Genomic DNA, 20,792 nt, shown 5'->3' on the forward strand with positions numbered 1-20,792 from the left:
TTTATCTCTCTGGTTAATATTCTTTAAAAAGTTATACAAATACTTATAATGGGTCAACAATACATACAACACAACTTAATATATTTATAAAAAAATCAACTACTTATGGAATCATCTGCCGAATTACTTTTACACCCTGCATCCATGTTAATCCTCTCTTTTACTTTAGCCACTGTCGGATTGAGAGTATATGTATTAGCCAAATCTATAATCAAGCAATAGAAACCGATAAAGCCGCCAGTGATTCCTTGGCATAGTAAAGCGTCAAACCAAGGATTTTATCTAAATTAGGAAGGAATTAACTATCTTTCTGAATAAGTAAGCCGGCTACTACACTTCTTGCCTCTGAATTACCTGTAACTTCAGCGCTTTTAAATAAGGCATAACTATTATGTATTTATTCGCTTTCATGGGTCAGGTGAGCCAGAGGTTCTATAATAAGTACGCTTTACAGAATCTCAGGAATTGAAGCTACCTATAATGAAAATTCACGGGTAATTCTTTCCATAGCTATGCCTGGTTTTTGCTACTACCTCTGTGCAAAAGCCTGGCAATTTCAACCAGGTATACAGTTCCCGGAATGCAACCATGGACTCGCAGTCAACTTAGTATGTCTATGTTACTAAAAAATATAGTCAGGAGTAAATCTTACTATATAAGCACACCCGGAAGCAGGTATCTATTGTAGTATGATTTCGAGAAAAAATTAGCAAAGTTATGAGTGGATAAGTATCATACCAGTAGCTACTGCAGAAACAGAAATAGTTGTCTTGTACTGGCAGTCTCAATATGCAAAAACCAAGACAGAAAAAACCCTCTGATTTTTTGAAATCAGAGGGTTTTGACATAATATTGTAGCCCGTACGGGACTCGAACCCGTGTTTCCTCCGTGAAAGGGAGGCGTGATAACCGCTGCACTAACGGGCCATCTTAAAATTGTGATGCAAAGGTACGGGTATTTTTTTTATCTCCAAGAGCTGATTCTAGTTTTTTTTGACTTTACTACAAAATGGCTATTTAGTCATATAAATAGCCATTTTGTAGAACAGACCTAGAATTACTCTCCATGCAGCCAGGCTTTTTTAGCCAGTAACTCCTCTTCCGACTCTCTCACATCCGGGTCGTCGACACAGCAATCTACTGGACATACCGCAGCACATTGCGGCTCTTCATGAAAGCCCATACACTCGGTACATTTATCTGATACAATATAGTAAAACTCATCCGATACTGGCTGTTGAGGGTCTTTTCCACTAATAACCGAACCATCTTCCAGCTGTACCTCTGTCAGACTAGTTCCTCCTCCCCATGTCCACTCTATCCCGCCTTCATAAATGGCGGTGTTAGGGCATTCAGGTTCGCAAGCTCCACAGTTTATGCATTCATCTGTGATCATTATAGCCATTGCAAATTCCTCCTTTTTCTTGTTTACATTTGTTAGTTAACAACAAAATTAACTATACAATGTTTGTATACAAACTGTTATTTAAATTAAATACACTTTTGTAACGGTCTTTAGTAAATAACAGTTACCTAGTACACAAATTCTCCTATTTTCTATTGAATTAATCAAATACATGACCATACAGGAAAGAATATATACCTTCTCAGAGCTTGGCAAAGATCTGAGCCAGCTGTCCGAAGAAGAATACCAGCATCTGGCATTACAGGCAAAGACCAGTAATCAATGGTTTACGCCGGACAATATACGGGTAGTTCTGCAAGCTGTTTCCAGGCAATTACACCCGGAATTATTAGCAAAATGGGCAGCCTCCTACAACCTGGGAGACAACAAGCCTAAAAGAGTGGGCGTAGTAATGGCTGGCCATACACCCGCTGAAGGTTTTCACGACTGCCTGTGTGTATTGTTTAGCGGGCATCAATTGCTGGCAAAACTCCATGTGCAGGATGAAGTTCTTTTAAAAAAAATATTCCGCTTGTTAATAGAAATTAATCCAGAGTTTGAAAAACAGATTATTGTTGCTGACCGGTTAAATAATATAGATGCCTTACTGGCTACTATCAGTGAAAATATGGTTGCGCAGTTTACTAAATACTTCCACCATATTCCTTCTATTATCCGGACCCCAACAAAATCCTGTGCGGTACTTAACGGAAATGAAACATCGGTAGAACTGGCAGACTTAGCAAAGGATATGCTGCAGGACTTTGGTCTAAGTAATAGAAATGTTTCTAAACTCTATGTACCTGGGGGCTATTCGTTTACCCATTTTTTCGAAAGTATAGAATCTTGGAAAAGCCTGATGCTGCATCATAAATATGTAAATAACTACGATTATAACAAGTCTATCTTGTTGATTAATCAATTGCCCCACCAGGATAATGGTTTTCTGCTGCTCCATGAAAATGAGAAACTTTTTTCCCCGGTGGCTGTAGTCCACTATGAATATTATAAGGATATGGATGAACTCACAAAAAAAATTCAAGCCAGCCAGCACCAACTTCAATCAATAGTAGCGCAGCGTGGATGGTATCCTGGAAGTATAGACTTTGGCCGGACTACTGCGCCTGCTTTAAATGAGTATATTGGTGGTATAGATACCATGCAGTTTTTATCGTCTCTGTAACGTATAAATTACCCGATACAAAAAAGGCTGCTCTATTGAGAGCAGCCTTTTTTGTATTATAATTCTTTCTTCAATTTATCTTTAAAAACCTTTTTAAATTTATCAAGTTTGGGAGCAATAACTACCCGGCAATAGGGTGCATCGCCATTCTCATTGAAATAATTCTGGTGATAATCTTCGGCTACGTAAAACTTAGTAAAAGGGCTTATTTCTGTAACTACCGGCTTGCCAAAAGCTTTTTCATCGTTTAATTGCTTTTTAAAAGCTTCTGCCAGGTTGCGTTGCTGCTCGGTATGATAGAAAACAACTGAGCGGTACTGTGTGCCTATGTCTGCTCCCTGGCGGTTAAGGGTAGTCGGGTCATGGCTGGACCAGAAGGCCTCCAGGAGTTCTTCAAAGCTAATTTTCGCAGGATCATAGGTAATCTGAATTACTTCCGCGTGACCAGTAGTGCCAGAACATACCTGCTTATAAGTAGGGTTATCTACCTGGCCGCCGGAGTAACCGGAAGCTACCTTTTGTACACCGTCTAATTGCTGAAATATGGCCTCCACACACCAGAAGCAGCCTGCGCCAAAAGTAGCCAGCTGTGGTGTTTTGGTGGTGTCAGAAACGGTTTGTGTGGGAATGCTTTGTGGTTGCATAGAAAATCTTTCTTGTTTGGTTTTGGTTTGCTGTGCACAGGAGGCAATAAACCCTCCTCCCAGGAACAGGAAAAATAAAAGTAGTATACGCATCTTGTTGGTCTGTTAAAGGTATAGTACACACAGAATATATGAAAATACATACGATACAGTCCTGCTATCGGATTGCCGTATACATCAGATAAGTAACACGGCGGGTGAGCAAATGGTTTGCTTCCTGTAGATATATTCCATGAACGCCGTTACTATAGCGATTCAATGCTTTTTAAGAATTCATCCAGGTTGTTTACTTCCACAATCTGCCAGTGTTTTCCTTTATCGGCTAGTTTCATCTCCAGCCGGTGCGTAGCCTGGGATGCATCAAAGAAATCGGCTGTTACATCGGCATACCCATCTCTGATTAGTACAGTGCTGAATCCGGCAAATTCCAGGCGGTTCACTATATAATCTTGAAGCTGCATCAGCATGGCTTCCGGAGAACTATAGGTATTTGATACATTGGTGCCTACCTGATATTTTCCATGTTGGATATAGTCTGTCACAATGGTTTTAAAAGCGTTAGTGAGTTCAGGTGAATATTTCCGGGCAATTTTTTCAGGGTCCCGGCCGGCAATTTCAGCGTCTTTATTGTGGGAAGCATAGGATACAAATTGTTTGGCCAGACTTTCCGACAAGGCTGGTACATCTACATATTTCTCAAACAATGCCTGGTTTCGCTCGACGGTGGCTTTTTCTACTTGCTGCAATGCATACTGAGGCATTTGTTTGTATATCATGAAATAGGCAATGGCTGCCATCAGCACTAATACCGGAAAAAGAATGAGGAACTTTTTCATAGAGAAATGTCAGTAAACTACCTATTAATTTACTACTATTTCACGGATAACTGGCACTCAGGTTGAATCTTTATTTGCTGAAATGTTATAATAAATAAAAGCCGGAAACTTAATCATCATTTTCTTTGACGGGTTTCCGGCTTAAAAATCAATTATGTTATGCAATAGTTAAGGGAAGTAGTTACTTTATAAATAGCCCAGTTGTTTTCTTACCCGGTTAAGCACCTCACGGGCAATTACTCTGGCTTTGTCTTCTCCTTCTTGTAGCCGCTTATCCAGTTCCGGCAGGTTGTTCATGTAATAGTCAAAAATCTCCCGCTGCCTGGCATATTTCTTCAGCAATAATTCATACAGCTCTTGTTTAGCATGGCCGTAGCCATAATTTCCACCGAGGTACTTTTGCCGCAGGGCTTCTGTTTCCTCCCGGGTAGCTACCAAAGAATATATTTTATAAATAGTATCCACATCCGGGTTTTTAGGCTCTTCCAAAGGGGTACTATCGGTTACAATAGACATTACTACTTTGCGGAGTTGTTTTTCAGGCAGGAAAATATCAATGGTATTTCCATACGACTTACTCATTTTCTGGCCATCTATACCAGGAATAGTCATAACGGACTCATCTATTTTGGCTTCCGGCACTACAAATACTTCACCATATTGGCGGTTAACGGTATTGGCAATGTCTCTGGCAATTTCTAGGTGTTGCTGCTGATCTTTGCCTACTGGTACATAATGGGCGTCATATAGCAGAATATCGGCAGTCATCAGTACTGGGTAAGTAAATACGCCTGCATTCACATCCGACAAGCGGTCTGATTTGTCTTTGAACGAGTGGGCGTTAGCCAGCATCGGGTAGGGTGCAAAGCAGTTAAGATACCAGGCCAGTTCGCAAACTTCCGGAATTCTGGATTGCCGGTACAATAAATTCTTTGTGGTATCAAAACCAAAAGCTAGCCATGCTGCTGCTACCGCATTTACATTATGTACCCTGGTCTGCGCATCTTTTATGGTAGTTAGGGAATGTAGATCGGCAATAAAAAAGAACGATTCGTTATTGGCTTGCTGCGATAAGGTAATAGCCGGTTGTATGGCGCCTAATATATTTCCCAAATGTGGTCTTCCTGAGCTTTGTATACCGGTTAATATTCTGGACATGGAGAATAAGTTGAAAATTTGGAAATCTGAAAGTGTTCAAATGAAAATAAGTACTTTTGAACATTAACGTATGGAAATGTAAAGTTGGAAATAATTTCCAAATTCTCACATTTTCACATTTTCAAATTCATGTCTATACTCCAGATTCTCCTGTTCCCTTTTGCGGTAGTATATCAATGGATTACCAGCTTCCGTAACTGGTTGTATGAGAATGGCTATAAACAACATGTTTCTTTTCCTCTGCCGGTGATTTCCGTAGGCAACCTGACGGTAGGCGGCACTGGCAAAACCCCTCATGTAGAATACCTGATCCGGCTGCTGAAAGACCACAAGCAATTGGCTACGCTAAGCCGCGGTTATGGACGGCAAACCACAGGATTTATCATAGCCGACAAGCAGGCCAGTGCGGCTACTATCGGAGATGAACCTATGCAGTTTTACCAAAAATTCAGTAGCCAGATAAAAGTAACGGTAGGTGAAAAAAGAGTTCCGGCAGTTGAGCAGCTCCTCCGGAAATATCCACAGATAGAACTTATTTTGCTAGATGATGCTTTTCAGCACCGGGCTATTAAGCCTGCTTATTCTATTTTGTTATCCGATTATCATAGGCCTTTTTATAAAGATTTTGTATTGCCGGCAGGCAGGCTACGCGAAAGCCGCCAAGGCGCTAAACGGGCTGATGTAATTATTGTGAGCAAATGTCCGGCTGATATACGTACAGCTGAACGTGAAACTATTATTACTCAAATCCGGAAATATAGCCAGACAGAAACGCCTGTTTACTTTACTAGTATAGATTACGGCCAACCTGTTCCCTATCATCCATCTGCTGTGTTCAATGCAAAAGTTTTATTGGTATCCGGCTTGGCTAATTCTGCCCCGCTGGAGCAGTATGTACGGTCTCATTACCAGCTGGTGCATCATCTTGATTTCAACGATCACCATACCTATACGCGGCAGGACATAGTACATATGCAGAAAAACCTGGAACAGTATGGGGCAGATGTTATTCTTACTACCGAAAAAGATTATGTAAAATTGATGCAAGCCCCTTTTGCTGATCTGGTAGAACCCTTACCTTTTTACTTTCTTCCGATTGAGGTACGTTTTTTGTTTGGCGAAGAGGATGCCTTCTATAAAAATTTGTGGCAAGCCATAACCCACAAAAAAACTAATTACTAACTTTACACGTGATTTTGAAGAAATTAAGCATTGCAGGCCTTCTGTTACTATTGTTGCCTTACCTGGCTTGTGCACAAATCCTGGACGACTCTACCAAAGTGCTGTATGGCCCTTCCACTACCAAATATATACTGGAAAAAGATCTGCTGGCTAACAGAAAAACCACCTACCGGGTAGATACCCTGATTGATAATTTTCATAATTACAACTTTGTAAACCGCTTTGGCAACCGCTACACGGATCTAGGTAACCTGGGAACGCCTTTACGTCCGGTATTTTATAGTCCTCCCCCACAAATAGGCACCTATCTGGGCATAGATGTATACGATAAGTATATGTACAGTCCGGAAGATGTCCGTTATTACGATACAAAGTCTCCTTATACAAACTTGTATTATGTGCAGGGTGGATTGCAGCAGGCTTTGTTTAATGTAGATTTCAGCCGGAATATTTTACCAAACTGGAATGCAGGCATTAACTACCTGCGCCTGACATCGCCCCGGCAGTTTGGCATATTAAATTATGGAGAGGACCGGCAGACCGACCACCACGCCTTTGTTTTTCATACCCGGTATTTTACCAAAGACAGTACCTACCAGGTAGTAGGCCATTTCTCCCACGTGAACCATGAAATGAAAGACCAGGGAGGGATAGTAGAAGAGGGAGATGATACAATTGATAGTTTATTCAACTACCGAGATGAACAGCAAAAGTTACATCAGGTTAGGTCTAAGGATTTTAGGAATAATTTCCATATATATCACCAGTATGCCTTTGCCAGAGGTTTTCATCTGTACCATATACTAGACATTCAGCGCAGAACGTATGATTACCGGGACAATCAACTGTTTGACTTAAGTACCACTCCTCAACCTAATCAACGAGGCAGTTTCCAATCCCATCAGTTTTATCCGGAGGTATATTTCAAAGACACTACTGATTTATCTATCCGGTATATGCTGTATGAAAATCAGGCTGGTATCAAAGGTAGTCTGGATAAGTTAGATTACCGGTTTTATGCCAGGCGCAGGGATTACCGCATTCAGTATAAGCCTGCGTATCTGGAAAAAAAGGTAGCTGGCGAGCAATTTCTGGGTGGCTGGATCAATTACAACTTCAGCGATAGTGCCAGGCTACATGCCGAGGCTGAATATTTGCTATTCCGCGATTACCGCCTCAGCGCCGAATACCAGACGCGGTATTGGCGAATTGGGCATAACCGGATGTATTACTCTCCCACCCTGATTCAACAACGGATAGAAAACAATCATTTTATCTGGAATAACGATTTCCGCCCTACATTATCAGATAATACGTATGCCTACTTAACGATAAATGTAGGGCAATTACATTTTGCTCCTTTTGCCACCTTCACCAATCTGGATAATTATATCTATTACGATTCGTCGGTGCAGCCACGGCAGGAAGGCAGAGCTATCCAGATTCTTACAGGTGGCTTGAACCTGAATTTCAACTGGAAAAATATTCATACCGTTAACCAGGTGGTTTATACCAAAATTACCGGACCCAATGTGCTACGGATACCTGAATGGTTTGGTAATTTCCGCTTGTATTACCAAAACAGGGTATTTAAAGTACTGGATGCTCAGTTTGGGGTAGATATGCATTATAAATCTACTTACACTCCGTATGGGTATATGCCTGCTATTGGACAATATCACTTACCAGATGACTTAGATGATTTTGTAGCCGATGCGTATCTGGTAGCCGACCTGTTTGCTAATATCCGCATTAACCGTGTCCGGCTTTTTGTTAAATTTGCCCATGCAAACCAGGGGCTACCTAATCCGGGGTATTTTGTAGCTCCTTATTTTACTGGCTTACCCCGTACCCTTGCCCTGGGTGCTAGTTGGCAGTTATTCGATTAGTAAAAACTCTATTCTTCAAATAACATAAGTGTAAAGTAGGTAAACCTAATTTTCTAATTTTCTAATGCTTGGCTTAAAACTTCCGACCGACCCCAGATGGGTGAATATAGCCCAGAAAAATATAGAAGAAATTCTCATTGACCATGCCTATTGTGAGCAGAAAGCTGCCTCTAATGCTATTTCGCTGATTGTACAGTTTCCGGAAAGAACCAAAATGGTAGACGTACTTACAGAGATAGTAGCCGAAGAGTGGAGCCATTTTGAACGGGTACTGGAAGAACTCAGAAAACGGGGATTTCGCCTGAGCCACAAACGTGCCGACGAATATGCAGTAAAATTGAATAAACTGGAACGCAAAGGCGGCCATATTAACCGGCAACTGATGGATAAACTCCTGATTAGCGCGTTAATTGAAGCCCGTAGCTGCGAGCGTTTTAAACTACTATCAGAACACATTGCTGACGATTCCTTGAAGAAATTTTATTATGAACTCATGGTTTCGGAAGCCGGACACTATACTACCTTTCTGGAACTGGCTAAAGAATACATGCCAGAGGAAGAAGTAAAGCAGCGGTGGCAAGAGTTATTAGAAGCCGAAGCAGATATTATTCAGCATCTGGAGGTGCGTGGCGACCGGATGCATTAATTCATAGCCTATAGTCTATAGACAATACTCATCAGAAAAGTACGAATTACTTACGATTGGTTAGGCGAAATTACTCAGCCAGAGCTTCCTCCTGTACATTCTCATCATAAACTGCGGAATTTTAGCTATGGATAACAAACCAGAGCAACAGGAAGAAAATATTCATGCCAGTAGCCGTAAGAAAGTTGAGCCGCATGGTAGACCGGAAGTTTACCGCACTCTCTGACTGAAGCACTTTATAAAACCACCACAGGAAAAACACTAACCCCGGACTTAAACATAGTACATACAACCAGAAATAATTCACTGTAAAATAGCTGGTGAAGTACAAAAAATAGCCTGCAACGGCAGTTAAAAATACAATGGTTGTAAAGATAAAAGTACCCCGGATACCCAACAGGCGGCTAAGCGTTAAGTCTCCCCGGCGGGCATCTTCGGCATGCTGATAAACCTGCGTCATGGGGTAAGAACCCATAAGTATGAAAGTAGTGAGGAAGGCTGCATAAATCACTACTGGCTGTAAAGTTTCTTGCAAAGAAGAATTATTCATCGCCTGATAGGCTATAACAAAGGTAAAAGCTCCCTGGAAAAATCCGGCAATGAACCAGCTGACGAGCGGATACTTTTTCAGCCTGACCCGGTCGTCACTATAAGCCTTGGAAACACCTCCATATATAAATAAGCCTACTACAAACCACCAGCCCAGAACAATTCCCAACAATAAGGCAACAGCATCTAACAGCAGGGAAACATACAATAGTTCTTTGCTTACTGGCGGAGGCTTTTCCAGACCTCCTATGCTATCCTCATCTTTATCAAAATAACTATTGTAACCATTACTGGCCGGATACAGCAGAAAATGTAGAATAACAAACACCATCACAACCCGCCAAGGCTCGGGATCAGGTGATATACTCCAGGCAAACAGAAACACAGGTAGTAAAAAGAAAGAGAAAGGCACCCGCAAATGCAGCAGTGTCGAACGGCTGATTCCGTAGGTGCGGTGCACCTGAGGGCTTAATTGCCTGTAAAATTGTGTTTTGGGCACAGATTCCGGTTCCTTTACAAGTAGCTTACAATAGACTTACCATCAAACTTTTATAGTTCAGAAAAACCTACTTCCCTAACGTACATCTCAACTGGGCTAGTTGGTTATTTCTCCTCCAAAATAAATATTTGTAAACACAAAACCTATCCATACAGTTAATTACGTATACAATCGTCGGGCAAGGTTACTAGAATGGCTTAATCATTTTGTACAATTGTCAGTTGTTATTTTTTTTCCGTATAAAACCTGTACCTAGAACAATTGAAATGAAGAGCTACATATCAGCTATTGGAATTGCTAACCCGTCTTATAAAATACCCCAAATGCAGATTGCCGATTTTATGGCAGAAGCAACCCAAATGAATAGTCAAGAAAAGAGAAAACTCAGTGCCCTATACCGTTCCACAGGAATAGATTACCGGTACAGCGTTCTGGCCGATTATAGTAAACATACTGGCGTTTTTGAATTTTACAGCAACACCCCCGATCTGGAACCTTTTCCAATGATTGAGCAACGGATGCGCCTATACCGCGAACATGCCCTGCCCCTATGTATCCAGGCTGTAAATAATTGCCTGTTTGCCTATCAGGATTTTAGAATAAAAGATGTTACCCACCTCATCACCGTTAGTTGTACGGGCATGTACGCCCCCGGAATTGATATCGAACTGGTGGAAGAATTTGAACTGTCTACCAACATCAAACGTACAGCAATCAATTTTATGGGGTGCTATGGAGCGTTTAATGCCTTAAAAGCTGCCGATGCCATCTGCAGATCTGAGCCGCTGGCTAAAGTACTGGTGGTTTGTGTGGAACTCTGCACGATTCATTTCCAGAAAGAAAAAACCGAAGACCACATCCTTGCCAATGCCTTATTTGCCGACGGGGCAGCCGCTGTAATTATGGAAGCACAACCCCGCTCCTCGTGCTCTATCAGTATTGAGTCTGCCTACTGCGACCTACTTTTCGATGGTAAATCAGATATGGCCTGGCATATTGGAAATTTCGGTTTTGAAATGCGCCTGTCTTCTTACATCCCGGACATGGTAAAGAAGGGCATCCGGAAACTAACCGATAAATTACTAGAACACTTAAAACTAAACATAAACGATATTCATTTATTTGCTATTCATCCGGGTGGTAAGAGGATTCTGGAAGTAATAGAAGAGCAACTGGGAATGCAGAAAGACGACAACCGCTATGCCTACCAGACCTTAAAAGAATATGGCAATATGTCGTCGCCTACCATCTTGTTTGTGCTAAAAGCTTTATGGAACGATCTGCAAAAAGCCGATGCTGAAAAAAACATACTAAGCTGTGCTTTTGGCCCTGGCCTTACCCTGGAATCTATGTTATTAAAAGTAAATTATACCTAATTCGTTTGTTGACGGCAAGCTCTATTAAGCACAAAACACGGAAACTATTATCTTTCAGATTAGTAGCTAAAAACAGTTGAAATTACCTGATAATTAAATTTATACAGGTGAGATATTTTGAAAAAGTATAAATTGTTTTTACTTTAGAGATAATATGTGAACACGTTTCACAACCAGCTTTTGATAAACAGCCATGGAAGATTTCAGTGATCTGCTTAGTTACCAGATTAAACAGTATTTGGGTGCCTCTTACCCTATAGACACCAAGCTTCAGAAACTACTACAAGCTATTGATAAAACGTACCGGGTCTCTGAAACAGATCATGTGCTGCACCACAAATCACTCAATGGCACCCTCCGCTCCAGTGACCAGACTGGCATAGAAAGTTCGTTACTATTTAAGGCCATGCTCGACGATCAGACAGAGTTCGTCTGCCGTTTTCTGCCGGATGGTACACTTACCTATGTAAATGAAGCTTATTGCCGCTATTTTGGTAAAAAACGCCAGGCTTTAATCGGCAGCAACTTTATGCCTATTATTCCCGGGGAAGAACTGGTAGAAATTCAAAAACTATACAGCCAGTTTTCGCCGCAAAATCCTATTATCCACAGCGAACACCGGGTAATTATGGATAACGGCCTTATCCGGTGGCACCAGTGGACAGACAAAGCTTTTTTCGATGAGCAGGGGAAGTTGATAGAGATTATGGGTATTGGGCGGGATATAACAGAGCAGAAAAAAGCCGAAATTGAGCTAAAAGAAAGTGAAGACCGCTATCGCACGTTGTTTGAGGCTGCTTTTGAAGGTATAGTTGTACATATAGATGGTGTAATTCTGGAAATAAACCAGCCTGGCCTGCAAATGATGCAGTACACGGCTGAAGAAGTACTGGGAAAATCTCTTTTCGAACTGGTTCCTTCCGGCCTGCACGACATGCTAATTTCCGAGCATGCAAATACCCATGGAGACCCCTATGAAGCCATTATTCTCCGGAAAGATGGTACACCTTTACATATTGAAGTGCTCTCTAAAAAACATTTTTACAAAGGGCGGAAAGTAAAAGTAGCGGCATTCCGGGATATATCTCAGCGCAAAGCCTATGAACAAGAAATACATGCCCAGAAAATACTTCTCAATAATATTCTAAACACCCTGCCCATTAATGTATACATTAAGGATAACAGCGGCAGATATGTATTTATAAATTACCATTTTAGTGTATCCTTAGGCCGTAAGCCGGTAGAGGTACTTGGCAAAACAGATTTTGATATACTGGATGCACAAACTGCCAGCCGCTGGGCTGAAGAAGACTACCAGGTATGGCAGCGCAGGAAACTTACCGTACAAGAAGAGAAAGTAACCTATAATGGCAAAGTTGCTCACTTGCTATCTGGCAAAACCATTATTCAGACAAATGATATCGATACTCCCCTCCTGCTAGGCTACTCGCTGGATATTACAGACCGGGCAAAGGCAGAGGAAGAACTGCGTGTGCAGGAGAGCTTTATCAGGCAGGTTTTAGACACTGGGCCCAACCTGATCTTTGTAAAAGATACACAGGGAAATTTTATGCTGGTCAATCAGGCTACCGCCGATTTGTTCGGGATGTCTAAAGAAGAACTTACCAAAATGAACAATGCCGTAGCTCACAGCAATGCTGCGGAAAATGCTATTTTTAATCAGGCAGATAAGCAAGTAATAGAAAAAGGCATTACTATACGCCTGGAAGAACCTTTTACCAAACCTACTGGGGAAACCTTATGGTTTTATACCATCAAAAAACCACTGTATTTGCAAGATGGCCGGGTGCAAGTGCTGGTTGTTTCCCAAGATATTACCGAGCAAAAGCGGATGCTGGAACTATTAAAAACCAGCGAAATGAAATACCGCAGACTGGTAGAACATGCCACCGACATGATTTACAACTGCGATCCTAAAGGCTATTTTGTGTATGCCAATCCGGTAACCTGCCATGTATTAGGGTATACCGAAGAAGAACTGATTGGGAAGCACTACATTGAGTTTGTTACACCTGAGTATATTCCGGTATTACAGGCCTTTTACAAAAAACAATCGGAAGAGAAAATTACCGATACCTATATTGAATTCAAAGGCATAACCCGTACAGGAGAAGTAAAATGGGTAGGCCAGAATGTGCATATGTTTATGGAAGGCAAACAGATAAAAGGCTTCCAGACAGTGGCACGGGATATTACCGAACGTAAACGGGTAGAAGAAGAGCTGATTTATGCCAAGCAGGAAGCAGAACGGTCTATGCGGGCAAAAGAACAGTTTTTGTCGGTGATGAGCCACGAAATACGTACTCCACTGAATGCCGTAATTGGATTAACCCACCTGCTGCTAGACGAAAATCCGCTGCCTGAACAAATAGAACAGTTGAATGCTATTAAGTATTCTGCCGACAACCTGATGTTCATCATCAACGACATTCTGGATTTTTCTAAAATAGAATCTGGCAAGGTATCGTTTGAAAATATTGATTTTGACCTGAGAAACATTTACAAAGGCATTTTCCAGACGTTGAACTTCAAAGCTGCTGAAAAGAATATTCAATTACAGTTTCACGTAGCTAACGATATGCCTACTCTGCTGGTAGGAGATCCGGTAAGGCTCAATCAGATTTTACTGAACTTAGTAAGCAATGCGGTAAAGTTTACAGATGCCGGATTTGTAAAAGTTACTACAAAAGTCAGCAGCCAGGCAAGAGATAAAATAACCCTGGAGTTTACAGTTCTCGATACCGGAATCGGCATACCCGAAGATAAACTGTCTACCATATTTGAGAGTTTTACGCAAGCAAGCAGCGAAACTACCCGCAAGTTCGGAGGCACGGGCCTGGGGCTTACCATTACCAAACGCCTGGTAGAGTTACAGGGCGGGAAAATTTATGTACGCAGCAAACCAGGCGTAGGCAGTGAATTTATTGTTAGGTTGAGTTTTGGCTTAGCCCACCAGCTGGCAGAAACAACCAATAAAAATTTTACCCGGCAACCGGCCGATAACCTGGAAGGCATCCATATATTACTCGTAGAGGACAATAAAATGAATCAGCTGGTAGCTAGTAAATTCCTGAAAAGATGGGGAGCTACCTTAGATATAGCAGAAAATGGGCTGGAAGCCATAAATGTTCTGGAGAAGCAGAGTTACCATCTTATACTGATGGACTTACAAATGCCTCAGATGGACGGTTATGCCACCAGCCGGTTTATCCGGAGTAATATGCCCCATCTGAATAATACACCCATTCTGGCCCTTACCGCCTCTGCCTTATTGGATATCCGCAAGAATGTGATGGAAGTGGGCATGAATGATTACCTTACCAAACCTTTTGATCCACAGGAGTTGTACAATAAAATCAGGCAATATGCTTGTCATAAACCGGTAGCGTATAATGGGTTGCCGGAACCTGCCAGAGAGCATACAGATCTGGTAAATCTGGACTATCTGGAAGAGATTTCAGCCAGTGATAAAAAGTTTATGCAGGAAATGATCCGGATTTTTATCCGGCAAACCCCGGGATTTATAGATACCTTGCAACAGGCCTGCCAGTGTACCCCCCCGGAATGGGCTACTATCCGGTATATGGCGCATAAACTAAAGGCCACCATCGCGATGATGGGCATTACGCAGCTACAACCGGTAATTGTTCAACTGGAGACGTACGCTATTCAAGAAAGCAATATTCTGGAAATAAGCACCTTACTTGCCCAAATAGCACAGGTATATGCGTTGGTAGATATTGAACTCCAGGCCCGGCTGGAAGTGTTCCAGTAGAAAGTACGCTGATCTTGCTTCGATTCGAATAGCTACATCTACATGCACAGGCTGGAACACACGTTTTCTTACAGAGGGGCACACCTGCACTACAGTTGTATAGGCACAGGCAATAAAATACTGCTTGCATTTCATGGATATGGCCAAAGTAATTTGCATTACCGGCATATGGCTGAACAACTATCAGGGCATTATACTGTTTATGCATTTGATCTGTTTTTTCATGGCAAAAGTATCTGGCACCTAAAAGACCATCCGCTCACTAAAGAATTTCTTGGTAAGCTGATGCAAACATTCTTACAAGAGAAGCAAATAGACCGCTTCTCTGTTATGGGTTTTAGTATGGGTGGCAAATGGGTATTGGCCCTTCTCGAGCAATTCCCCCAGCAAATAGATGAACTTATATTAATTGCTCCGGATGGTGTAAAAACCAGTTTCTGGTATAACTTAGCCACTTATCCCGGCTGGACGAAAAACCATTTTCGTAAGGTTGCCATCTCTCCTACCTATTTTCAAACATTAGCTCACACCTTTAGAAAATTGCATTTGGTGGACAAAGGCGTTGTCCGTTTCGCCCAGCATCAGATGAATACGCGTCAGAAGCGGCTGCGGGTATATTATTCCTGGATGGTGTTCCGGGAGTTAACGTTTAACATGACACATATTGCCTCGCTGCTTACTGCTTATCAAATACCGGTAACTATGTTTCTGGGAATATATGATCGCATTATCACAAAAAAGAATATGGAGGTATTGTTGAGTAAACTTCCCAAACACCGGCTAATCCTGCTGGAAACCGGGCATAATCAATTACTGGAAGAAGTAGCTGCGTATTATGCCAAGTATGGAATTCCTGAAAAAGCAGAAAAGTGAGTTTTTAATATGTCCGCTGCTCCACTGTTTTCCGGAATGCTTTTATGCCATAGTAAAATAGCCCAGCAAACGAAATTACAATCAGCACAATCATGGCAAGTCGCATATACTGATTCTCGTGGTTCTCTTCCATCAGATTCCGGAAAGCACTGGCTTGTGTTCCTACCCAAATGGTCATAACTGTACGCGGAAACATGCCTACAAAGCTGCAAATAATAAACTTTTTGAGGTCTGTTTTTACAATAGACAAAACCACATTCATAATGGCAAAAGGCAGAATAGGCGATAAGCGGGCTAATACAATAATACTCCATTGGTTCGATTTCAGGCGATCTATCCATTCTTTTACTCCCTTCTTCTCACTGATGGTTTGCATAAACTTCCCATTATCTATAAAGGATGCTGCCTGATAACCTATATAGGAAGCCAATAAGTATGAGATGCAAACACCCGGCAAAGAACTCCATCCTAGAAAGTAGCCACTAAGCAGGGCAATAAAAGTTGTAGGCGTCATGGCAAAAGCCATTGTAAAGCTGGTAGCAACGTAAAACAGAAACCAGTGATACCACTCAAAATTTTGTATTTCTGCTTCATACCTGGCTGCATAAAAAGTGACAACAGAACTCACAATAATGGCCATTACACCCATTAGGGAAGTATAGAGCAACGACTTCTTATTCTCTTCTATAAATTTTGGTAAAGGCATTCCTTAGGTAATAATCAATGGTTCATAGTCTACTATCAGAAGTCTTTCAGGCTTATTAACCTGCTAGCCTTCTAATAGTAGTTTTAATGCTTGATGGTAGATACGGAAGAATAGATGAAAAGGGGGAATATCAGGTGATTTAATACGGAATATTTTAAACATCTATCGCTGACAATTCCTGTTTCGCCTGCTGAATGGTTTTGATATTTTCAAAAATGACAATCAATTTGCTTTTTACTTCCTTTAATCTTGCCTTTTTAGGGTTCTTTTGCAAGTATTGCAACACCCGCCCAAATTTGTCCGACTTATAATAGGCTTCATTATCCGGAGACATAAAATATCCTTTCAATGTGTCGTTTTTAATGATCAGTTTCTCCAGGCCTATTTTCTCAGCCACCCAACGCAGTTGCACAGTTTCTACTAAGTCTTTTACTTCCTCAGGCATAGGGCCAAAACGGTCGGTAATAGTGGCCTGGAACTTCTTTAGTCCTTCTTCATCTTTAATGTTATCCAGCTGTGCATACAAACTTAGCCTTTCAGAAATACTGGACACATACTTTTCTGGGATTAGCAGCTGTAAGTCTGTCTCTATGACACAATCAGTTACTAGTTCTTTTACAGAAGGTAGTTCCTTTACAAACAGATCCCTAAATTCTGATTCTTTTAGCTCTTGTACAGCTTTATCTAATATGTCGTGGTACATTTCAAAACCAAGGTCAGAGATAAACCCGCTTTGCTCGGCACCCAGTAAATTTCCGGCACCCCGGATATCTAGGTCACGCATGGCTACTTTAAAGCCATCGCCCAGTTCTGAGAACTCCTCCAAGGTACTGAGTCTTTTACGGGCATCTGTTGTCATAGCAGAAATGGCCGGCGTCAGCAGATAACAGAATGCCTTCCGGTTAGACCGTCCTACCCGGCCCCGCATCTGATGTAAGTCCGACAACCCAAACATATGCGCCTGGTTGATAATAATGGTATTGGCATTGGGAATATCCAGACCCGATTCAATAATGTTGGTAGAAACCAGAATATCAAACTCACCGTCTATAAACTTCAGCATCGTTTTTTCCAGCCGGTCGCCATCCATCTGGCCGTGGGCTACACCAATTTTGGCATCTGGCACCAGGCGCAGAATAATGCTGCCAATTTCTTCAATATCCCCTACCCGGTTATGCACAAAGAATACTTGCCCCCCTCTGCGCAATTCAAAACTTATTGCATCCCGGATTAATACCTCGTTAAATATATGCAATTCCGTAGTTACAGGCTGGCGGTTAGGTGGCGGTGTAGCAATAATAGATAAATCGCGGGCCCCCATCAGCGAGAAATGTAAAGTACGGGGAATAGGCGTAGCCGTAAGGGTTAAGGCATCAACATTCAGGCGCATTTCCTTCAGCTTCTCTTTGGTTTTTACACCAAACTTCTGCTCCTCATCAATAATCATCAGCCCCAGGTCTTTGAACTTAATATCCTTGCTTACAATCCGGTGGGTGCCAATCAGAATACTGGTTTCCCCACTTTCTACCCGTTTTAGTGTTTCTTTTACCTGCTGTGGTGTTTTAAACCGGTTAATGTATTCTACTTTTACCGGAAATTTTTCCAGCCTTTCCTTAAATGTCTTGTAATGTTGAATGGCTAGTACGGTAGTTGGCACCAATACAGCCACTTGTTTATTGTCACACACTGCTTTAAAAGCAGCCCGGATTGCCACTTCAGTTTTTCCAAAACCTACATCCCCGCACACTAATCTATCCATTGGATGCGATTGCTCCATATCTGCTTTTACATCGGTAGTAGCCTTGGCCTGATCTGGCGTATCTTCATAAATAAAAGAAGATTCCAGCTCTGCTTGCATAAAATTATCCCGGCTAAAGGCATATCCCGGAGCTGCCCGGCGTTTGGCATATAATTCTATTAATTCCTTGGCTATATCTTTTACCTGTTTCTTAGCCCTGGCTTTCTTATTCTCCCAGTCTTGTGAGCCCAGTTTACTCATCACTGGAGGAGCTCCCTCTTTGCCGGTATATTTAGCTATTTTATGCAGCGCATGAATGCTTACATATAACAAATCATCATCCCGGTACACCAGGCGAATGGTTTCTTGTTCGCGTCCATTTACTTCTACTTTCTCTAATCCGGCAAAGCGGCCAATACCATAATCTACATGGGTTACATAATCGCCAGGCTGCAACGAGCGAAGTTCCTTTAATGTAAGTGCTTTAGATTTAGAAAACTTCTCTTTGGTGCGGTATTTATGAAAGCGTTCAAATATCTGGTGATCTGTGTAGCAAGCCAGCTGCAACTGTTTATCTATAAACCCTTCGCGGAAAGATATATTCAGCGGCTGAAACTTAACGAATGGATCTAGTTCATCAAAAATAGTCCGCAGCCGTTCCATCTGCTTAGGTGAATCTGCTGCAATTATATTGGTAATGTTGTGCGACTGATTGTCGTGCAGGTTTTCGATGAGCAGTTTAAAATCTTTATTGAAAGAAGGTTGCGGACTTGCCTGATACGTGAATTTATTCTCTGTTTTGAAATAAAACCGCTTTCCGAACTCCACTACATCTTTGCTTTTCAGCTGATTTAGGAAGCTGCGTCTGGTTTCAAAAAGTTCTTCTGGCTTCGCGACAACTTTGGTATTCCCACTTTCCTGCAAAATCAGTTGAAAACTCTGCTCGGCTTTTTCATAATACTTCTGAATAGATTCTAAGGTATGCTCAACATCTTTTACAAAAATGAGTGTATCATCGGGCAAAAAATCCAGAAACGATTCACGGGTTTCTTGCAACAGCTTGGTTTGCACATCTGGTATTAAGGAAACTTCGGTTACCGATTCTACCGATAATTGCGTATTGGGATCAAAGGTCCGGATGCTTTCTATTTCATCGCCAAATAACTCTATGCGGTAAGGTAAATCGTGTGCATACGAGTACACATCTATAATACCTCCACGGATGGAGAACTGCCCCGGCTCGTACACAAAATCAGTTTTATCGAAATCGTATCCCACCAGAAACTCACTCACAAATCCGGTATCCAGCTTATCTCCTATTTTGGCAGTAAACGTATTTTCCCGCAACGACCGCTTATTGATTACTTTCTCCGTTAAGGCTTCCGGATAGGTAATAATTAATTCGTGCTTATTGCTCTGATTCATCAGGTTTAATACCTCTGCCCTGCGCAACACATTGGCATTTTCTGTTTCTTCAAACTGATACGCCCGCTTATACGAAGTAGGAAAAAACAACACTTCCTTATCTCCCATCAGATTTTGCAGATCGTTCTGAAAATAGGCGGCTTCTTCCCTATCATGCAGAATATATAAGTGGGGTTTTGGCTGGTTATGATATAATACCGCTCCTAATACGGCATCCAGGCTACCGATAAGGCCTTTTACCTGCACCTGAGCCGGCTGCCCATTAGCAAGACTGGTTGTTTTTCCGGCAATAGTTTTCAGAAAGCTGTCGTCCTGATACAGCTTTATAAAGTCATTTATTTTCAAAGGTAATCCTCTTTAATCCGACAAAAATAACAAAATATATGCTTGAATAGTTACCAATGTATTACCTAACCAAGAAGAATATGTTTCGGCTACATCAGTATACCACATACCGTATTTTGACTTTTATTGTTTTCACCTCTTTAGCAATTTTATTGACTATGCACTCTTCACAAGCCCAGTCCGATGGTTCATTAAAAGAAAAGCTTACTCGATACACCTGGAAAAAAAGAGTATTGCTGGTGGTGGCTCCCTCATCTACCGATGAACAGTTACGTAAGCAGCAAGAGATGCTGAACAAACAAGCTTCCGGCACACAAGACCGGGATATGGAAGTGATCTATCTTCCTCTAAACACGATTTCAGCAAGCGATAAAGATTACCTGGCAAACACATTCAATATCCGGCAAAGTGGGTTTTACTCCATTTTACTTGGCAAAGATGGCGGAGAAAAACTTCGCTCTCAAACACCTATGGATACCGATCAGCTCTTTAGCACGATAGATGCCATGCCCATGCGCAAGCAGGAAACAAGGAATAAATAA

At 41.7% G+C, this 20,792-nt stretch carries 15 protein-coding genes and 1 tRNA gene; 8 read left to right on the forward strand and 8 right to left on the reverse strand.

Going from position 1 to position 20,792, the window contains the following annotated elements; genetic code table 11:
* Positions 1–855: 855 nt before the first annotated feature.
* Together Q0590_RS02525 and Q0590_RS02530 are read right to left on the reverse strand one after the other, a co-directional pair.
* Positions 856–927, reverse strand: a tRNA-Glu gene (locus tag Q0590_RS02525).
* Positions 928–1,057: 130 nt separating this feature from the next.
* Complete coding sequence (locus Q0590_RS02530) at positions 1,058–1,405, reverse strand: 4Fe-4S binding protein (RefSeq protein WP_302035900.1); 348 nt, start codon at positions 1,403–1,405, stop codon at positions 1,058–1,060.
* A gap of 172 nt (positions 1,406–1,577) precedes the next feature.
* Between Q0590_RS02530 and Q0590_RS02535 the strand changes: the two genes are divergently transcribed.
* Entirely contained in the window at positions 1,578–2,588 is a 1,011-nt protein-coding gene (locus tag Q0590_RS02535) for an acyl-CoA reductase (RefSeq protein WP_302035901.1), read from the forward strand.
* A gap of 56 nt (positions 2,589–2,644) precedes the next feature.
* Here the strand turns inward: Q0590_RS02535 and msrA are convergent, their stop codons facing one another.
* The 3 genes from msrA to trpS all read right to left on the reverse strand — a co-directional run bounded on the left by msrA (position 2,645) and on the right by trpS (position 5,226).
* Entirely contained in the window at positions 2,645–3,325 is a 681-nt protein-coding gene (msrA, locus tag Q0590_RS02540) for a peptide-methionine (S)-S-oxide reductase MsrA (RefSeq protein ID WP_378410413.1), read from the reverse strand.
* Positions 3,326–3,477: 152 nt separating this feature from the next.
* A complete protein-coding gene (locus tag Q0590_RS02545; RefSeq protein ID WP_302035902.1) occupies positions 3,478–4,068 on the reverse strand; it encodes a DUF2939 domain-containing protein in 591 nt (196 codons plus the stop codon).
* Positions 4,069–4,254: 186 nt separating this feature from the next.
* Complete coding sequence (gene trpS, locus Q0590_RS02550) at positions 4,255–5,226, reverse strand: tryptophan--tRNA ligase (RefSeq protein WP_302035903.1); 972 nt, start codon at positions 5,224–5,226, stop codon at positions 4,255–4,257.
* A 129-nt stretch (positions 5,227–5,355) separates the two neighbouring features.
* On the opposite strand from trpS, the gene lpxK reads away from it, so the two are divergent.
* From lpxK to Q0590_RS02565, 3 genes are all read left to right on the forward strand, one after another.
* On the forward strand, positions 5,356–6,408 hold the full coding sequence (gene lpxK, locus Q0590_RS02555) for a tetraacyldisaccharide 4'-kinase (protein WP_302035904.1): 1,053 nt from the start codon (positions 5,356–5,358) through the stop codon (positions 6,406–6,408).
* A gap of 14 nt (positions 6,409–6,422) precedes the next feature.
* Positions 6,423–8,297, forward strand: coding sequence for a putative porin (locus Q0590_RS02560; RefSeq protein ID WP_302035905.1), 1,875 nt, complete (start codon positions 6,423–6,425; stop codon positions 8,295–8,297).
* Positions 8,298–8,361: 64 nt separating this feature from the next.
* Complete coding sequence (locus Q0590_RS02565) at positions 8,362–8,943, forward strand: MiaE family protein (RefSeq protein ID WP_302035906.1); 582 nt, start codon at positions 8,362–8,364, stop codon at positions 8,941–8,943.
* Positions 8,944–9,064: 121 nt separating this feature from the next.
* Here the strand turns inward: Q0590_RS02565 and Q0590_RS02570 are convergent, their stop codons facing one another.
* Positions 9,065–9,991: a UbiA family prenyltransferase gene (locus tag Q0590_RS02570; RefSeq protein ID WP_302035907.1), complete on the reverse strand. Its 927-nt coding sequence runs from the start codon at positions 9,989–9,991 to the stop codon at positions 9,065–9,067.
* A 266-nt stretch (positions 9,992–10,257) separates the two neighbouring features.
* Between Q0590_RS02570 and Q0590_RS02575 the strand changes: the two genes are divergently transcribed.
* The 3 genes from Q0590_RS02575 (at position 10,258) to Q0590_RS02585 (ending at position 16,036) form a co-directional block, all read left to right on the forward strand.
* The gene (locus Q0590_RS02575) at positions 10,258–11,367 is read left to right on the forward strand and encodes a type III polyketide synthase (RefSeq protein WP_302035908.1); all 1,110 of its coding nucleotides are present in this window, start codon (positions 10,258–10,260) and stop codon (positions 11,365–11,367) included.
* A gap of 193 nt (positions 11,368–11,560) precedes the next feature.
* Positions 11,561–15,163, forward strand: coding sequence for a PAS domain S-box protein (locus Q0590_RS02580; RefSeq protein WP_302035909.1), 3,603 nt, complete (start codon positions 11,561–11,563; stop codon positions 15,161–15,163).
* Between the two features lie 42 nt (positions 15,164–15,205).
* Complete coding sequence (locus Q0590_RS02585; RefSeq protein ID WP_302035910.1) at positions 15,206–16,036, forward strand: alpha/beta fold hydrolase; 831 nt, start codon at positions 15,206–15,208, stop codon at positions 16,034–16,036.
* 4 nt (positions 16,037–16,040) lie between these two features.
* Here the strand turns inward: Q0590_RS02585 and Q0590_RS02590 are convergent, their stop codons facing one another.
* Together Q0590_RS02590 and mfd are read right to left on the reverse strand one after the other, a co-directional pair.
* Complete coding sequence (locus Q0590_RS02590; protein ID WP_302035911.1) at positions 16,041–16,742, reverse strand: TVP38/TMEM64 family protein; 702 nt, start codon at positions 16,740–16,742, stop codon at positions 16,041–16,043.
* 154 nt (positions 16,743–16,896) lie between these two features.
* On the reverse strand, positions 16,897–20,250 hold the full coding sequence (gene mfd, locus Q0590_RS02595) for a transcription-repair coupling factor (protein ID WP_302035912.1): 3,354 nt from the start codon (positions 20,248–20,250) through the stop codon (positions 16,897–16,899).
* Between the two features lie 158 nt (positions 20,251–20,408).
* On the opposite strand from mfd, the gene Q0590_RS02600 reads away from it, so the two are divergent.
* On the forward strand, positions 20,409–20,792 hold the full coding sequence (locus Q0590_RS02600) for a DUF4174 domain-containing protein (RefSeq protein ID WP_302035913.1): 384 nt from the start codon (positions 20,409–20,411) through the stop codon (positions 20,790–20,792).

The organism is Rhodocytophaga aerolata (assembly GCF_030503435.1).
GTDB lineage: Bacteria > Bacteroidota > Bacteroidia > Cytophagales > 172606-1 > Rhodocytophaga > Rhodocytophaga aerolata.